Source organism: Myxococcus dinghuensis, assembly GCF_024198235.1.
GTDB lineage: Bacteria > Myxococcota > Myxococcia > Myxococcales > Myxococcaceae > Myxococcus > Myxococcus dinghuensis.
In genome coordinates, this window is the sequence record NZ_JAKCFB010000035.1 from 34,057 (window position 1) to 50,255 (window position 16,199).

The window sequence follows — 16,199 nt, forward strand, 5'->3', positions numbered from 1 at the left end:
CTCACAGGCGCAGCAGTTGGAAGGCGAGGGACACGGCGAAGTCGATGAGCAGACACCCGAGGCTGGCGGCGACCACGCCGTCGGTGGTGGCCTCGCCCACGGCCTCCGCGCCGCCCCGCGCCCGGAGGCCGGCGACCGCCGCCGCGAGGGGGATGTAGACGCCGCAGGCCACGGCCTTGATGGCCGCGGCGAGCAGGTCCCAGACGTCGACGTAGCGCGGGTCCATGAAGGCGCGGCCATCCACGCCGAACCCGAGCTGCGCCACCGTGGCCGCGGACAGCGTCGCGGCCACCGTGCCCAGCACGCACAGCAGCGGGACGCCGACCAGCCCCGCGACCACGCGCGGGGCCACGAGGTCCGCGAGGGGATCCCCCGCGGACATCTCCAGCGCCTCGAGCTGCTCGTTCACGCCCATGGTGGACAGCTCCGCCGCGTGGCCCGCGCCCGCGCGCGACGCGGTGAGCACCGCGGACACCACGGGGCCCAGCTCGCGGATGAGCAGCTCGAAGTAGGCGGGACCGAGCACCGCCACGTTCCCCACGAACCTGCGCGCCTGGCTGTTCGCGATGGTGACGAGCACGGCGCCGAAGAAGGCCATGCCCGACAGGACCAGCCACACGCTGCGCCCACCCAGCTCGTGGAGCTGGACGAGGCACTCCCGCCAGCCGAGCCCCTCCCGCGCCGTGGCGCGCGTCGTGCGCGCCAAGAGCACCACCGGGGCGCCGAAGAAGGCCAGCGCGCGCTTCATGACATCCACCCCGCGAGCGCGAGCGTGAGCAGGAGGTCGAGCACGAAGATGGCGGCGCAGCCCCGCACCACCGCGCTCGCCGCGGCCTGCCCCACCGCCCGGGCGCCGCCCCGCGCGGACAACCCCACCGCCGTGGACACCAGCGAGATGGCCAGTCCGAACGTCCCCACCTTCACCACGCCTCCCACCAGGTCCAGGGCTCCCAGCATCTGCGCGAACGTGCCGAAGAAGACGCGCAACGGCAGGTCGAGCATGAAGTACGCGGCGACGGCCTCGAACACGATGGCCACCAGGAACGTGAAGGTGCTGAGCGCGAGCATGCTCAGCTCCATGGCCACCACGCGCGGGGCCACGAGGATGGCGAACGGATCCAACCCGATGCCGCGCAGCCCCTCGATCTGCCCGCCGACCTGGAGGAGGGCGAGCTCCGCCGCGTTCCTCGCCCCGATGCGCGCGGACATGATGAGCCCCAGCAGCAGCGGGCCGAACTCCCACAGCACGCCGTAGCCCGCCGCCCAGCCGAGGAAGGCGCGCGCGCCGAAGCGCTGGATGTAGAGGCCGGACTGCAACACGACGATGACGCCCGCCAGCGCCGCGGTGGCCATCGCCAGCGGCACGGAGTCATAGCCGAACTGCACGAGCGCTCGGACCAGCTCCCTCCGCTCCAGTCGGGGAAGCCCCAACACGGTGCGCGCCGCGACCAGGGCGATGGCGCCCAGGCTCCGCGCCAGCTCCAACGTGAAGGCGCCCACGCCCCGCACGGGGCCCTCCACCAGCGCATGCGGGAGGCGGGAGTCGACGCTCACGGCCGCGCCCCGTCCTTCGCGCGCTCCAGCTCCGGCGCGGGCGGGCCGTCGTGCACCAGCCGCCCGTCGCGCAGGAACAGCCAGCGAGACAGGGGCAGGTCCACGGGGGCCTCGGGCGCCGCGACCAGGAGCGTGCTGCCCCGGGAGACCTCGCTCAACACGCGCGCCACCTGTCGCGCGGTGCCGGGGTCCAGTCCCGCGAAGGGGTCATCCGCCAGCAGCACGGAGGGACGGGCCGCCAGCGCCCTGGCGAGCCCCGCGCGCTTCTTCATCCCCCCGGAGAGCCGCTCCGGGAGCGTGTCCGCCGCGTCCAGCAGTCCCACGGCGCGCAACACCTCGTCCGCGCGCGCCTCGGCCTCGGCGTCCGGGACGTGGCGACGGCGCAGGGGCAGCAACACGTTCTGTCGCACGGAGAGCGAGTCGAACAGCGCATCCGTCTGGAACACCATGCCGAACGCCGCTTGCCGCTCCCGGCGTTCGGTGGCCGACAGCCGCGAGACGTCCTCGCCGTTCCACAGGACCTGTCCGCCCTGGACCGGCACGAGCCCCGCGAGCGCTTTCAGGAGCGTGGTCTTCCCGGCGCCCGACCGCCCGAGCACCAGGGCCTGCGTGCCCGGTGGCAGCGCGCAGTCCACCCGCGCGAGCACCGTCCGCGTGCCGTATCGGACCGTCAGGCTCGTCGCGCGCAGATCCATGGGGCTCGCTCGTGCGATTCAGGGCGTCCAACCCCTTCGTCGTTCATCGGCAACAGCGCCAGACAGCCAGGACGGAAGGTGGCATCGGAGGGGGGAGCGTGCGGTCCTCGCGACGCGGCGGCGCAAGGCCGCTCCTCGCCGACCGCCAGGTCGACGCGCGGGCCCTGGAACGACCGCCTCAGGAATTTTCGCATCATTCGTGCATTGACGGGCGCGCCGGCGCCATGCCCGGTCGGTTGCGAGGCGGAGGAGTCTCTTCACGGGTGGATGTGAAGCCTTCTCAGGATAGATCAGGTGGGCCTCGCAACCCCGGGTGCTGTCGGATGGAGCCGATACGACGTGCCAGACAGTCCCCGCAGTGCTGGCCGCGGTTTTGAAACGAGGGTGCTCCGACACGCCCTCTCTGGCTCGAGCCTCCGCCGTTTGACCATGCCCACCGTTCGATCCGTGCTCGCCGCGCCCCTCGGGGCGTGGATTGCCTTGACCCCGCTGGCCGCCTCCACGGCCCCCGCTGACGCCCCCGTGATGGCGCCGCTCGCCGCTGCGGATTCCGCACCCGCGGCTGCCGATTCCGCACGGAGCGCTGCGGATTCCGCACCCGACCCTTCACGGTCCGGGACCCCCGCGCCGACGGGGTCGGGAGCGGAGGCGCCCCTGACGCTGGAGCAGGCGGTGTCGTTCGCCGCCGAGCGCAACGAGGCCGCCCTGGCGGCCCAGCAGCGCGCCCTGGCCGCGGATGCCCGGGTGTCCAGGGCCCGGGCCTTCTTCTTCCCGGAGCTGACGGCGACCGGCACGTATACGCGCCGCTCCAACCAGTCGACCCGGGAAGTAGGCGGCCAGCAGGTCGTCCTCCAGCGTTACAACGCCTTCGGCGCCAGCATCGTCGGCCGCTGGACGCTCTTCGACGCCCGTGGCTTCCCGCTCTACAAGGCGGCGAAGCGCGAAGGGGAGGCCGCCGGGCTGGAGGCGGTCGAGGCCCGCCGGCAGATCGGCTTCGAGGCCGCCAACGCCTTCCTCATCACCCTGCAGGAGCAGCAGGTCTTCCAGGCCGCCGGGCAGCGCATCGCCTTCGCCCGTCAGTCGCTCGCGGATGCGCGGGCGCGCGCCAAGGCGGGGCTGGCGAGCACCAACGACGTCACGCGCGCGGAGGTCGAGCTGGCCACCGCCGAGGTGGACCTGACGGGCGCGCGCAACGCGGCGCAGACCAGCCGCCTGGAGCTCGGCTACCTGCTGGTGGAGCCGGTCGAGGCCGGGCTCGCCATGCCCCAGTCGCTGCTCGACGACGCGGCCCGTCCGCTCTCCTCGCACGACGCCCTGGCGCAGGGCGCGCTCGAGCGCCGTCCGGACATCCTCGCCTCGCACCTGCGGGTGCAGGCGCTGGAGGCCAACGCGCTGGAGCCGCTCGCGCGGCTGTTGCCCGTGCTGGGCGTCTCCGCCACCTACCGCCTCACCAACGAGGGCGGCCTGACGGGACGCACGGGGGATGGCTTCCTGGCCGCGGACCTGACGTGGAACCTCTTCGACGGCGGCGAACGCTACGCGGAGCGACACGAACGCGTGGCGCTGGCCCGCGCCGCCGCGCTGGAGCAGCAGGCGAGCACGCGGCGCGTGGATGTGGACATCCAGCGCGCGCGGGTGGCATTGGAGAACGCCCAGGCGGCGCTCTCCCAGAGTGAGTTGGCGGCCCGGGCGGCGCGGCAGAACGCCGACGAGCAGGGCATCCTCTACCGGCAGGGCCTCTCCACCGCGCTGACGCTGGCGGACGCGTCGCTGCGGATGTTCGAGGCGGACGTGGCCCTGGCCCGCAGCCGCTACTCGCTGGGAGTCGCCCTGTTGGGGCTCAGGGCTTCGGTCGGACTCGATCCGCTGGGGAAGGAACCGTGAAGGCGATGCGACGCGCAGGAACGCTGACCGTGGCCCTGGCCGTGCTGGCCATGGGTGGAGCTTGCAAGAAGGACGCGGAGGCGTCGAACGCGGGCGGTCCGCCCTCGGCGGCGCCTGGCGGTGGCCGAGGCGGAGGCGGGGGCCGTGGCCCCATCGCCTTCCCCGTGGAGGTCGCGCCGGTGGAGACGCGCGACGTGGAGTTCGTCGTCAACGCCGTGGGCTCCGTGGAGGCCTTCGAGCGCGTGCAGATCACCGCGCGCGTGCCGGGCGCGGTGGAGCGCGTGCTCTTCATGGAGGGGCAGGCGGTGAAGAAGGGCGACGTGCTCGCGGAGATCGAACCGGCGCGCTACGCCATCGCCGTGCGCTCGGCCGAGGCCGCCTTCGCCAAGGCGCGCGCGTCGTTGGCCGAGGCGCAGGCGGGCTCCGAGCGCCGCGTCGCCGTCAACGAGGCGAGCCCGGGACTCCTGCCCGCGGAGCAGCTCGACACCTACCAGGCCCGCGCCCGCACCGCGGAGGCGGACGTGGCCGCGGCCCGGGCCAACCTGGACCAGGCGCAGCTCAACCAGCGCGACGCCTACGTGCGGGCGCCCATGGACGGCGTGCTCCAGACCCGCACGGTGCAGACGGGCCAGTACGTGCAGCCGGGCGTGGTGCTGGCCACGTTGCTGCGCCGCGACCCGCTGCTGCTCCGCTTCAACGTCCCGGAGGCCGACACCGCGCGGCTGAAGCCGGGCATGCCCGCGCGCTTCACGGTGCCCTCGGAGACGGGGACGTTCACCGGCCGCATCACCCACGTGGCGCAGGCCGCGGACGCGACCAGCCGCATGGTGCCCGTGACGGCGGAGGTCGCGGGCGAGGACGCCCACCGGCTGCGCGCTGGGGCCTTCGCCTCCGTGGCCGTCCCGGTCGAGACGCGCGGGGGCAGCCCGGTGGTGCCGCAGACGGCGGTGCGTCCCAGCGAGCGGGGCTTCATCGCGTTCGTGGTGGACGGCGACAAGGCCCGCGAGCGCATCCTGGAGCTGGGCATGCGCACGGCGGACGGCCGCGTCGAGGTGCGGGAGGGCCTGAAGCCCGGTGAGACGCTGGTGGTGCGCGGCGGCGAGGCCCTGCGCGACGGCGTCACGGTGAAGGTGGCCGAGGGCCGCAAGCCCGCGTTCACCGGTGAGCCGCGCGCGGAAGACGCGGGCGGCGCTGGAGGGGCCGGGCGATGAACCTGACCGAGGCGTGCATCAAGAAGCCGGTCCTCGCGTGGATGATCATGGCGGCGACCATCGTCTTCGGACTGGTGGCGGCGCAGCGCATCGGCATCAGCCAGTTCCCGGACGTCGACTTCCCCACCATCAACATCAGCGTGTCGTGGGAGGGCGCCAACCCGGAGGCGGTGGAGAGCGACGTCATCGAGCCCATCGAGGAGGCCGTGACGCAGGTGGAGGGCGTGGTCTCCATCACCTCCACGGCCCGGCAGGGCGGCGCCAACATCACGGTGGAGCTGGACCTGGCGCGCAACGTCGACATGGCGCTCCAGGACGTCCAGACGAAGGTGAGCCAGGCCCAGCGCCAGCTCCCCGAGGACATCGACCCGCCCGTCGTCACCAAGACGAACCCGGAGGACCAGCCCATCATCCAGGTGGGCGTGTCCGGGCCCTTCTCCCAGCAGGTGGTGAGCGACTTCGCGCGCTACCGCGTCAAGGAGAAGCTCCAGACGGTGCCCGGCGTGGGCGAGGTGCAGATCGGCGGCTCGCTGGAGCGCAACGTCCGCATCTGGGTGGACGCGAAGAAGCTGGACGCCCACGCCCTCACCGTGACGGACGTCATCCAGGCGCTCCAGCGCGAACACGTGGAGCTGCCCGCGGGCCGCATCGAGACGGCGGGGCGCGAGGTCAACGTGCGCGTGCTGGGCGAGGCGCTCGACCTGGAGACGCTGCGCAACATCGTCGTGCGCGAGCAGGAGGGCCAGCCCGTCTACCTGCACGACGTGGCGCTGGTGGAGGACGGCTTCGAGGACATCCGGCGCATGGCGCGCGTCAACGGCACGCCCGCGCAGGGCCTGGGCATCAAGAAGCAGCGCGGCGCCAACGCCGTCGCCGTGGCCAAGGGCGTGCGCGCGGAGCTGGTGCGCATCCAGAAGGAGGCCCCGGAGGGCATGGACGTGGCCGTGCGCTTCGACTCGACGCAGTTCATCGAGGAGAGCGTCCACGAGATCGAGTTCGAGCTGCTCCTCGCGTGCATCCTCACCGCGTTCGTGTGCTGGGTGTTCCTGGGCTCGTTGTCGAGCACGATGAACGTGGTGCTGGCCATCCCCATGTCGCTGCTGGGCACGGTGGCCGTCATCTACTTCCTGGGCTTCACGCTCAACACCTTCACGCTGCTGGGCCTGGCCCTGGCGGTGGGCATCGTCGTGGACGACGCCATCATGGTGCTGGAGAACATCTTCCGGCACGCGGAGGAGGGGAAGGAGCGGGTGCGCGCCGCGCGCGAGGGTACGGCGGAGATCACCTTCGCCGCGCTGGCGGCGACCATGGCCGTCATCGCCATCTTCCTGCCCGTGGTGTTCATGAAGGGCATCATCGGCAAGTTCTTCCTCCAGTTCGGCGTCACGCTCTGCGTGGCGGTGCTCCTGTCCTACGTGGAGGCAATCACCCTGGCGCCGGCCCGCTGCGCGCAACTGCTCAAGACGTCGCGCGAGGGTCGCAGCAAGCTGGGCGTGTGGGTGGACCAGGGCTTCACCCGGCTGGAGCACGCCTATGGCCGGGCCCTGGGCTGGGGCCTGAAGCGCCCCTGGTGGGTGCTGTTCACGGCCGTGCTCATCCTCGGCGCCAGCGTCTTCGCCTTCCGCGCGCTGCCCGGTGAGTTCGTCCCGTCGCAGGACCAGAGCCGGCTGATGGTGCGCCTCCAGACGGCGGTGGGCAGCAGCCTGGAGGAGACCAACCGCCTGTTCCAGCGGGCGGAGGCGTTCGCCAGCTCGCGGCCGGAGGTGCAGAGCGTGTTCGCGGTGGTGGGCGGTGGCGGCGGCAACGCCAGCGTCAACGCGGGCATGATGATGCTGACGCTCAAGCCGCCCGAGGAGCGCATGCCCCAGGCCCAGTTCCAGCAGCTCCTGCGCAAGGAGCTGAACAGCTACCCGGGCCTGCGCGCGGTGGTCCAGGACCTGTCGCAGCAGGGCTTCACCGCGCAGCGCGGCTTCCCGGTGGAGTTCAGCGTCCGCGGCTCGGATTGGGACAAGCTGGTCTCCGCCAGCCAGGAGATGCGCGAGAAGCTCCAGGCCAGCGGCAAGGTGGTGGACCTGGACACGGACTACCAGCTGGGCATGCCGGAGTTGCGCATCACCCCGGACCGGGCCCGCGCGGCGGACCTGGGGGTGCCCATGCAGACGGTGGCCTCCACCATCAACGCGCTGATCGGCGGGGTGCGCGTGGGCAAGTACAGCACCGGGGGCCGGCGCATCGACGTGCGGCTGCGCCTGCTGGCGGACCAGCGCTCGCGCCCGGAGGACCTGTCGGTGTTGAAGGTCCGCACCGCGAACGGCGCGCTGGTGCCGCTGTCGTCGCTGGTGCTCCAGGAGGAGCGCCCGGCGCTCCAGGCCATCACCCGGAGGGATCGCGAGCGCGCCATCAGCTTGTTCGCCAACGTGGCGCCCGGCGCCAGCCAGGAGGAGGCGCTGGCCACGGTGGAGCGGTTGGCGAAGGACCTGCCCGGCGGGGTGCGCGTGGTGGCCGGCGGGGCCAGCGTGGCGTTCCGTGACTCGATGAGCAGCCTGTTCTTCGCGCTCTTCCTCGGGATCGGAGTGGCCTACATGGTGCTCGGCGCGCAGTTCAACTCGTTCCTGCACCCGGTGACGGTGCTCACCATCCTCCCGTTGTCCGTGGCGGGCGCGGCGTTCGCCCTGTTGGGGACCGGGAGCACGCTGAACATCTTCAGCATGATCGGCCTGTTGTTGCTGATGGGCATCGTGAAGAAGAACTCCATCATCCTGGTGGACTACGCGCTCCAGGAGCGGGAGCGGGGCGCGGACGCGCTCACCGCCATGCTCCGCGCGGGGCCGGTGCGCCTGCGGCCCATCCTCATGACGTCCACCGCGACGATGATGGCGGCGGTGCCGGCCGCGCTGGCGCTGGGGGCGGGCTCGGAGACGCGCGCGCCCATGTCCATCGCGGTGCTCGGCGGCCTGTCCGTGTCCACGGTGCTCAGCCTGCTGGTCGTCCCCGCCTTCTACGTGGTCGCCGACCGCATGAAGACGCGGCTCGGCAACCTGCGGGGCAAGCGCCCGGACGACGCACCGGGGACGCCGTCCCACCCGGCGCCGCACGACGAGGCGACACGGCCCGCCGCCCACGGGTAGGAGGAGGGGAGCCGTCAGCCCCCCGCTGTGGCGCGCGGGGGGCATGGCCATCGTCTCAGGCATCGTCCGTGGACGGCCCTTCGTCCACCCCGAGCAAGGAGACGACCCCATGGCGCACGAGACGGAGTTCCCTTCCACCGCCACGCCCGTGAAGGAGCGCGACGAGTCCCTGGACCTGCAGGCGTTCCTGGACGAGATCGGCAACAGCCGCGAGGTCAGCGTCAACCGGGTGAGCGGGCGCGACGCGGCGCACGCGGTGCTGTGCACGCTGGCCCGGCGCCTGTCGGACGGCGAGGACGTGAAGCTGATGCGCTCGCTGGGCCGCGACATCGGCGAGATCCTCGGCGAGTGCACCATCCTCCGGGGCCCGTCCCACGCGCGGCGCATGCACCGCGACGAGTTCATCTCCGACGTGGCGGACCACCTCAAGATCCCCGTGGACCAGGCGTTCCGGGTGATGACGGTGGTGTTCACCGCCATCCGCGACCGCATCCCGGACGAGGAGGTCGCGGCGGTGGCGTCGCAGCTCCCCGCGGACCTCGCGGACAGCTTCCGGCGCCCGGTCTGAGGCGCCCTCGTGTGAAGTGCCCCGCCTCCCGGGATCGACGCCCGCAAGGGTGACTCCCGGGAGGCGTCGCAATGCCTCGTCAAACCCTTGCGTCGTGAGCCCGCAGTCCGAGCGTGTGCTCAGTGCGCGAGCCTCCGGAAGGAGGACCCCGCCCTCCGGGGCTGGGGACGCGCCGGTTCCCACCACTGCTTCGTCCCCCGGACGCAGGTGCTCCTCCTTTCGCGAGTTCCGAGACGACGTGTCGACACAATGTCTGTCCATGCGAGGACAGCGGGTTGGGATTGCTGGAAAGACTTGCCTGGCCTGATTGAGGAAGGAAATGGCGCGATTTATAGGTTTCGCGCCGTCGGAGAGTCGTTGCTCACGCTTTCGAGCCCTGGGCGGTCCACCACCACTTCGCCATGGGTGGTGGTGGGTTTCATGTCGACGCGGACAAGGGGCTCTGTCGTGGAAGAACCGTGGTCCTGAGCAAGCCACAGCTCAGATGAGGAGTGCTACATGCGTAGGAATCACACGTATGTCCTGGGACTGGTCTGCCTGCTGTTCCTGGCGGGCAGTGCGAACGCATCCAGCAGCAAGCAGCTCATCCACATGACGGTGTATGCCGAGACGGGGGAGAGCGCCGCGCTCCGTGCCCTGGACGGTCAGGCGCTGCATGCGTCCAACGACGCGCTGAAGCAGGCGTATCGCATCGTCCCCGAGGTCGTCGGGGAGGACGTGGTCCGTTTCAAGGTCTATGACGAGTACGACGTCGCCACGGCCGCGCCCATCGAGGTCATCGAGGCGCGCGCCGACGGGCAGATCCACCAGGGCTTCCGGGCCTTCTTCAAGGTCTCCGTCACCAGCATCGACACCCAGGTCATCGACGTCGGACCGTTCGCCGCGCCCGCGCTCGACAACAGCGCCACGTGCTGTGTCACCTGCGGTGGCTGGCGGTACTGCTGTACGCCGAACCCCGGCTACTGCTGCACCATCACCACGAGCTGCAACCGCGGCTGCCGCGCCTGCACGGCCCGGTGAGGTGGGGCTGGAACGAGCCCCGTCCCGAGACAGGTCCCCGCGCGAAGCAGGTCGTTTCGCGCGGGGACGCCGCGCGTCGAGAGGGCTCCTGCCGGAGTGGGCACTCGCGGCCCGGAATGGACCGGGTACGGCAGGGGGGCCGGCTACCGCTTCTTGGTGGGCTTCTTCAGGAACCGGCTCAGCCGCACCTTGCCCAGGCCACGTCCGCCGAAGAGGTACCAGGTGATGGCGGCGCCGAAGAGGGCCGCCGCTCCCGCGATGCCCACCGCCCCCAGTACCGGAATCCCGCTGTACATCCACGGCTTGGGCGCGAAGGAGATGAACGCGCCCACGATGAAGCCACACGCGCACAGGCCCAGGAAGGCGATCACCGCCGCGCTGCGCAGGTTCTCGTTGAGCTTCTCGAACTGGTCCGCGCGCACCGTCACGGTGAACTTGCCGGACTCCATGTCCAGGAGGATTTGCGACAGTTGCGTGGGCAGGTCCGCCGCCATGGACTGCAGCCGCAGCAGGGTGCGCATCAGCCCGCCCTGGAGCTGCGTGGGGTCGTAGCGCCCGGCGAGCAGCTCCTTGGCGTAGGGGAGCACCACCTCGATGATGTTCATCTCCGGGTAGAGGCTGCGCAGCATGCCCTCCGTCGACACGGAGGCGCGGCTGAGCAGGGCGTACTCCTTGGGGATGCGGATGCGGTACTTCACCGCCAGGTCCAGCAGGTCCCGGAGCAGCGTGCGCGTGTCCACCTGGCCCAGCGTCGTGGGCAGGTGGTGTCCCAGGATGCTCTCGATGTCGTTGCGGAACCCCACCAGGTTGGCGCGCGCGTCCGGGACGCCCATCCGGTAGAGGATGCGCGCCACGGAGTCGCTGTCCTTCAGCGCCACCGCGAGGCACAGCATCACCAGCGTCTCTTGCATGGGGCGCGTCAGCCGGCCCACCAGCCCGAAGTCGAGCAGCGCCAGCCGGTTGCCCTCCAGCAGCAGCAGGTTCCCCGGGTGGGGGTCGCCATGGAAGAGCCCGTCGTCGAAGAGCTGCCGGAAGCTCGCCTCCAGGATGTGGTGCGCGATGGTCTTCCGGTCCTCGTCGGAGAGCTGCGCCTGGTTGATCTTCACGCCCCGGATGAACTCCAGCGTGAGCACCGTGCGGCTGGAGAGCGTGGAGTAGACGCGAGGAATCACCAGGTAGGGCCGCTCGCGGTGGTTCTCCAGGAACGCGCGGATGTTGGTGGCCTCGTTGATGAAGTCCAGCTCCTCGTGGATGGCGCGGTCGAACTCGTCGACGATGCCCGTGGGCGTGTAGATGCCCGTCTCCTCCACGACGGCCTCGAGCAGCCGCGCCAGGTTGCGCAGCACCGCCAGGTCGGAGTCGATGCTCGAGGCGATGCCCGGCCGCTGCACCTTCACCACCACCTCGTCGCCCTCGAGCGTGACGGCGCGGTGCACCTGGGCGATGGACGCGGCGGCCAGCGGCGTCTCGTCGATGCTCGCGAACAGCTCCGAGGACTCCTTGCCCAGCGAGTCGCGGATCTGCGCGTGCACCTGCTCCAGCGGGATGGGCTCCACGTGGTCCTGGAGCATCGACAGCTCGTCGATGAACTCCGCCGGCAGCAGGTCCGCGCGCGTGGAGAGCACCTGGCCCAGCTTGATGAACGTGGGGCCCAGGTCGCTCAGCAGCATGCGGAAGCGCCGCGCCGTGGACGCGCGCTGCGCCTCCGGCGACACCTCCACCTTCTCCTTGCGCCCGAGGATGCGCCACAGCCCCGCGCGCTCCAGCACCTCGCCGAACCCATGGCGGGCCGCGATGACGGTGATCTGCCGCACACGGTTGAGGTCCTGGAGGATCACGGGAGTGCCTGTCCCCTCACGTTACGCCGCCGCCACGGGTTTCGCCACGAAGCGCAGCAGCCCGTAGCCCACCACCGCGGAGAGCAGCGACCCCACGAGGATGCCCAGCTTGGCCTCCGTCAGCAGCTCGGGCTGGTCGCCGAACGCCAGCCCCGCGACGAACAGCGCCACCGTGAAGCCGATGCCCGCCACCACCGCCACGCCGTGCAGTTGCCCCAGCCCCGCACCGCCCGGCATCCCGGACACGCCCAGCCGCACCGCCGCGGCGGTGAAGGCGAAGATGCCCACCTGCTTGCCCACGAAGAGGCCGACGATGATGCCCAGCGGCAGCGGGCGCAGCAGGTCGCCCAGGCCCATGCCCGACAGGGAGATGCCCGAGTTGGCCAGCGCGAAGAGGGGCACGATGCCGTAGGACACCCAGCCCTTCCACAGGTGCTCGAAGCGGTTGAGCGGCGGCTCCAGCTCCTCCAGCCGCTCCTCGATGTAGAGCAACTGCGCGCCGCGCATCGACTCCTCCGCGTCGCCGCGGATGCACCCCTCGATATAGGTCGACAGCTCCTCCAGCACCTCGCGGCCCGGACGGGTCGGCCTGGAGGGGATGCACAGCCCCACGATGACGCCCGCCAGCGTGGCGTGGATGCCGGCGTGGTGCATGGCGTACCAGAGCGCGGCGCTCGCCACGAACCACACGACGCCGTTGCGCACGTAGAAGCGGTTGAGCGCCCAGAGCGCGGCGACCACCGCCGCGCTCGCCACCAGCCAGTCGACGTGCAGCCCGGTGCCGTAGAACAGCGCGATGACCAGGATGCCGCCGATGTCGTCGAAGATGGCCAGCGCGGTGAGGAAGACCACGAGCCCGTGGCCCACGCGCGCCTTCACCAGCGTGAGGCACCCGATGGCGAACGCGATGTCCGTGGCCATGGGGATGGCCCAGCCCGCCGCGGCGGGGGTCCCCCGGTTGATGACCGCGTAGAGCGCGGCGGGCACCAGCATGCCTCCCAGGGCCGCGATGAGCGGCAGCACCGCGCGGGCGGGCGTGCGCAGCTCACCCTCGCTCAGCTCCCGCTTGACCTCCATCCCGACGAGGAAGAAGAAGAGCGTCATCAGCCCGTCGTTGATGAGCTCCTGGAGGGTGAACGCCGCCCGCGCGCCCGCCAGCCCCAGCTCCAGCCGAGCGCCGAACAGCCGCGCATAGGTGTCCGCCCACGGGGAGTTGGCCCAGGCCATGGCCACCACGGCGCACAGCGCCAGGAGGATGCCGCTGCTCGCCTCGAGGCGGAAGAAGGCTTGGAGCGGCGCGATGGCGACCCGGAAGAGCGCCGGGACCGGGGCGGGCACGCGCGTGTGCGGAGGCGGGGTGGGTGACTGCATGATGGCGGCCAAGATGCCCTGGCTCGCATGGGGTGGCACCCGTTTTCGGCCGGGCGCGCGGCGAAATGTCGGGGGCGGGTGGTAGGGATACGTGACGGGTAGGGTGATGCGTCCGTTGATCCAGGGGTGGGGGCATGAGAGAAGGGCGACGATGGCCGTGACGCACCAGGTGAAGGCAGCGAAGGCAGCAGCGATGGCACCCTCCAGCGACCCGACGCCGGACGTCGTCCTGGACGGGGAGAAGGCGGGCGAGGGCTCGGGCTCCGGGGCGCGCGAGATCGCGTCGCTCACGCCGATGATGCGCCAGTACCTGGAGGTGAAGGCGCTGCACCCGGACACGGTGCTCTTCTTCCGCCTGGGGGACTTCTACGAGATGTTCTTCGAGGACGCGGTGCGCGCCTCGGAGATCCTCCAGATCACCCTCACCGCCAGGGCCAAGGGCGCCGACAAGGTGCCCATGTGCGGGATTCCGTACCACTCCTCGCGCCGCTACATCGCGCGGCTCATCGCGGAGGGCCTGAGCGTGGCCATCTGCGAGCAGGTGGAGGAGGCGGGCAGCGGGCCGGGCATCGTCCGGCGCGAGGTCACCCGCGTCATCACCCCGGGCATGGTGCTGGACGAGGAGGTCCTCGAGCCGCGCGACAGCAACTTCCTGGCCGCCGTGTGCTGGTCCGACAAAGGCTGGGGCGGCGCGCTGCTGGAGGCGTCCACGGGCGAGTTCCTCGCAGTGGAGGCCGCCACGGCGGCGGAGCTGGCGGAGTCGCTCGCGCGGGTGGAGCCCCGCGAGCTGCTCGTCCCCACGGGCCAGCGCAACGCGGCGGAGGTGGCGCAACTGGTCTCCCGCCTGTCGCGCGTCCCGGCCGTCGCGGAGGGCGAGTCCGCCGCGTTCGACCCGGCCCGGGCCGCAAGCTACCTGCGCTCGCACTTCTCGGTGCAGTCGCTGTCCGCGTTCGGCCTGGACGACGCCCCGCTGGCCACGGGCGCGGCGGGCGCGGCGCTGCGCTACCTGAAGGACACGCAGAAGACGCCCGCGGCGCACGTGGACCGGCTGAGCCGACAGGAGCGCTCCGGCAGCCTGATGATGGACGAGTCCTCGCGCGCGAACCTGGAGGTCCTGCGCTCGCAGCGCGACGGGGGGCGCAAGGGCTCGCTCCTGGGCGTGCTGGACCGGACGGTGACGAGCCTGGGCGCGCGCAAGCTGGCGCGCTGGCTGGCGACGCCGCTGGGCTCGCTGCCGGAGATCCACGCGCGCCTGGACTCGGTGGAGGAGCTGTCGTCGCGCAGCGTCTGGCGCGAGGAGCTCGCGGGCATCCTCAAGGAGGTCGCGGACCTGGAGCGGCTCACGGGCCGGCTGTCGCTGGGCGCGGGCAACGCCAGGGACCTGCGCGCGCTGGGCGTGTCGCTCGCGCAGCTCCCCCGGCTGGGCGCGGCGCTGGCGCGGTGCCAGTCCTCGCTGCTGCAGTCGCTCGCGGGGCCGCTGGGCGCGCTGCCGGAGCTGGCGGAGCTGCTGTCGCGCGCGGTGGTGGACGAGCCGCCCGTGGCGCTCAAGGAGGGCGGCCTCATCCGCACCGGCTACCACGCGGAGCTGGATCGCCTGGTGGAGCTGTCCACGTCCGGCAAGGACGTGCTGCTGAAGATCGAGCAGCGGGAGAAGGACCGCACCGGCATCGGCTCGCTGAAGATCCGCTACAACAAGGTCTTCGGGTACTACCTGGAGGTGACGAAGGCGAACCTGCACCTGGTGCCCGCGGACTACATCCGCAAGCAGACCACGGTGGGGGCGGAGCGCTTCGTCACGCCGGAGCTGAAGGAGCACGAGGAGCAGGTGCTCACCGCGGAGGAGCGGCGGTGCGCGCTGGAGCTCCAGTTGTTCGAGGAGCTGCGCGCGAAGGTGACGGCGGCTGCGCCGCGCATCCGCTCGGCGGCGGAGGCGGTGGCCACGGCGGACGCGCTGCTGTCCTTCGCCCGGTGCGCGGCGGAGTACGGCTACACGCGGCCGGAGGTGGACGCGTCGGAGGTGTTGACCATCACCGCCGGGCGGCATCCGGTGGTGGAGCGGATGCTGGGGGCGGGGGAGTCGTTCGTCCCCAACGACGTGCGGATGGACCCCGAGGACGCCCAGTTGCTCGTCATCACCGGCCCGAACATGGCCGGCAAGAGCACGGTGATGCGGCAGGTGGCGCTGACGGCGCTGATGGCGCAGGCGGGCTCGTTCGTCCCGGCGAAGGCGGCGCGCATCGGCCTGTGCGACCGCATCTTCACGCGCGTGGGCGCGGCGGACAACCTGGCGCGCGGGCAGTCCACGTTCATGGTGGAGATGACGGAGACGAGCCACATCCTCCACCACGCCACGCGCAAGAGCCTCATCATCCTGGACGAGATCGGCCGTGGCACGTCCACGTTCGACGGGCTCTCCATCGCGTGGGCGGTGGCGGAGCACCTGCACGACCACGTCTCCGCGCGCACGCTGTTCGCGACCCACTACCACGAACTGGTGGACCTGGCCCGCGAGCGGGCGAAGGTGAAGAACCTCTGCATCGCGGTGAAGGAGCAGGGCGGCAAGGTCATCTTCCTGCGCAAGCTGATTGCCGGCGGGGCGAGCCGCTCCTACGGCATCGAGGTGGCGAAGCTGGCCGGCCTGCCCCCGGAGGTGGTGGGGCGGGCGCGGGAGCTGCTCCAGAACCTGGAGTCGGGCGAGCTGGACGACGCGGGTCGCCCCCGGGTGGCGGTGCGCCAGTCCACCCGGCGCGCCGCTCCGGCGGGGCAGCTCGGCTTGTTCGCGCCCGCGCCGGTCGCCGCCGCGCCGGCCCTGCCCGCGGCGCACCAGAAGGCCCTGGAGACGCTCAAGACCCTCTCGGTGGACCGCATGACGCCGCTCGACGCCCTCAACCTCCTGGCCCGCCTCCAGCGCGAGCTGGAGGAGTGACGGA

The 16,199-nt window shown here is 71.7% G+C and carries 11 protein-coding genes; 6 read left to right on the forward strand and 5 right to left on the reverse strand.

All coding sequences use genetic code 11. The features are described from left to right. Window position 1 precedes the first annotated feature (1 nt). The 3 genes from LZ198_RS32680 to LZ198_RS32690 are packed head-to-tail and all read right to left on the reverse strand — an operon-like array spanning window position 2 to window position 2,249. Window positions 2-748 (reverse strand): MlaE family ABC transporter permease, encoded by a 747-nt coding sequence (locus tag LZ198_RS32680; RefSeq protein ID WP_253976048.1) that lies wholly within the window; start codon window positions 746-748, stop codon window positions 2-4. Beyond that, complete coding sequence (locus LZ198_RS32685) at window positions 745-1,554, reverse strand: MlaE family ABC transporter permease (RefSeq protein WP_253976049.1); 810 nt, start codon at window positions 1,552-1,554, stop codon at window positions 745-747. The genes LZ198_RS32680 and LZ198_RS32685 overlap by 4 nt, the downstream gene beginning before the upstream one ends. Continuing rightward, a complete protein-coding gene (locus LZ198_RS32690) occupies window positions 1,551-2,249 on the reverse strand; it encodes an ABC transporter ATP-binding protein (RefSeq protein WP_253976050.1) in 699 nt (232 codons plus the stop codon). The genes LZ198_RS32685 and LZ198_RS32690 overlap by 4 nt, the downstream gene beginning before the upstream one ends. A gap of 429 nt (window positions 2,250-2,678) precedes the next feature. Between LZ198_RS32690 and LZ198_RS32695 the strand changes: the two genes are divergently transcribed. The 5 genes from LZ198_RS32695 (at window position 2,679) to LZ198_RS32715 (ending at window position 10,060) form a co-directional block, all read left to right on the forward strand. Beyond that, window positions 2,679-4,133: a TolC family protein gene (locus LZ198_RS32695; protein ID WP_253976051.1), complete on the forward strand. Its 1,455-nt coding sequence runs from the start codon at window positions 2,679-2,681 to the stop codon at window positions 4,131-4,133. Window positions 4,134-4,138: 5 nt separating this feature from the next. Then, entirely contained in the window at window positions 4,139-5,344 is a 1,206-nt protein-coding gene (locus LZ198_RS32700; RefSeq protein WP_253976052.1) for an efflux RND transporter periplasmic adaptor subunit, read from the forward strand. After that, window positions 5,341-8,472, forward strand: coding sequence for an efflux RND transporter permease subunit (locus LZ198_RS32705; RefSeq protein ID WP_253976053.1), 3,132 nt, complete (start codon window positions 5,341-5,343; stop codon window positions 8,470-8,472). Before LZ198_RS32700 ends, LZ198_RS32705 begins: the two co-directional genes overlap by 4 nt. A 43-nt stretch (window positions 8,473-8,515) precedes the next feature. After that, the gene (locus LZ198_RS32710) at window positions 8,516-9,040 is read left to right on the forward strand and encodes a DUF2267 domain-containing protein (RefSeq protein WP_253976054.1); all 525 of its coding nucleotides are present in this window, start codon (window positions 8,516-8,518) and stop codon (window positions 9,038-9,040) included. A gap of 498 nt (window positions 9,041-9,538) precedes the next feature. After that, a complete protein-coding gene (locus LZ198_RS32715) occupies window positions 9,539-10,060 on the forward strand; it encodes a hypothetical protein (RefSeq protein ID WP_253976055.1) in 522 nt (173 codons plus the stop codon). A gap of 143 nt (window positions 10,061-10,203) precedes the next feature. Here the strand turns inward: LZ198_RS32715 and LZ198_RS32720 are convergent, their stop codons facing one another. Next, entirely contained in the window at window positions 10,204-11,898 is a 1,695-nt protein-coding gene (locus LZ198_RS32720) for an ABC1 kinase family protein (protein WP_253976056.1), read from the reverse strand. A 21-nt stretch (window positions 11,899-11,919) separates the two neighbouring features. Then, window positions 11,920-13,269 (reverse strand): Na+/H+ antiporter NhaA, encoded by a 1,350-nt coding sequence (nhaA, locus tag LZ198_RS32725; RefSeq protein ID WP_253976057.1) that lies wholly within the window; start codon window positions 13,267-13,269, stop codon window positions 11,920-11,922. Window positions 13,270-13,420: 151 nt separating this feature from the next. On the opposite strand from nhaA, the gene mutS reads away from it, so the two are divergent. Then, window positions 13,421-16,195 carry a DNA mismatch repair protein MutS gene (gene mutS / locus LZ198_RS32730; RefSeq protein WP_253976058.1) on the forward strand — a complete coding sequence of 925 codons (2,775 nt, stop codon included), beginning with the start codon at window positions 13,421-13,423 and terminating at the stop codon, window positions 16,193-16,195. Window positions 16,196-16,199: the final 4 nt, after the last annotated feature.

Coding starts and splice junctions, on each gene's coding strand:
- LZ198_RS32710 (WP_253976054.1), top strand. CDS start 8,516: ATGGCCATCGTCTCAGGCATCGTCCGTGGACGGCCCTTCGTCCACCCC.
- LZ198_RS32690 (WP_253976050.1), bottom strand. CDS start 2,249: ATGGATCTGCGCGCGACGAGCCTGACGGTCCGATACGGCACGCGGACG.
- LZ198_RS32705 (WP_253976053.1), top strand. CDS start 5,341: ATGAACCTGACCGAGGCGTGCATCAAGAAGCCGGTCCTCGCGTGGATG.
- LZ198_RS32695 (WP_253976051.1), top strand. CDS start 2,679: ATGCCCACCGTTCGATCCGTGCTCGCCGCGCCCCTCGGGGCGTGGATT.
- mutS (WP_253976058.1), top strand. CDS start 13,421: ATGGCCGTGACGCACCAGGTGAAGGCAGCGAAGGCAGCAGCGATGGCA.
- LZ198_RS32700 (WP_253976052.1), top strand. CDS start 4,139: ATGCGACGCGCAGGAACGCTGACCGTGGCCCTGGCCGTGCTGGCCATG.
- LZ198_RS32715 (WP_253976055.1), top strand. CDS start 9,539: ATGCGTAGGAATCACACGTATGTCCTGGGACTGGTCTGCCTGCTGTTC.
- nhaA (WP_253976057.1), bottom strand. CDS start 13,269: ATGCAGTCACCCACCCCGCCTCCGCACACGCGCGTGCCCGCCCCGGTC.
- LZ198_RS32680 (WP_253976048.1), bottom strand. CDS start 748: ATGAAGCGCGCGCTGGCCTTCTTCGGCGCCCCGGTGGTGCTCTTGGCG.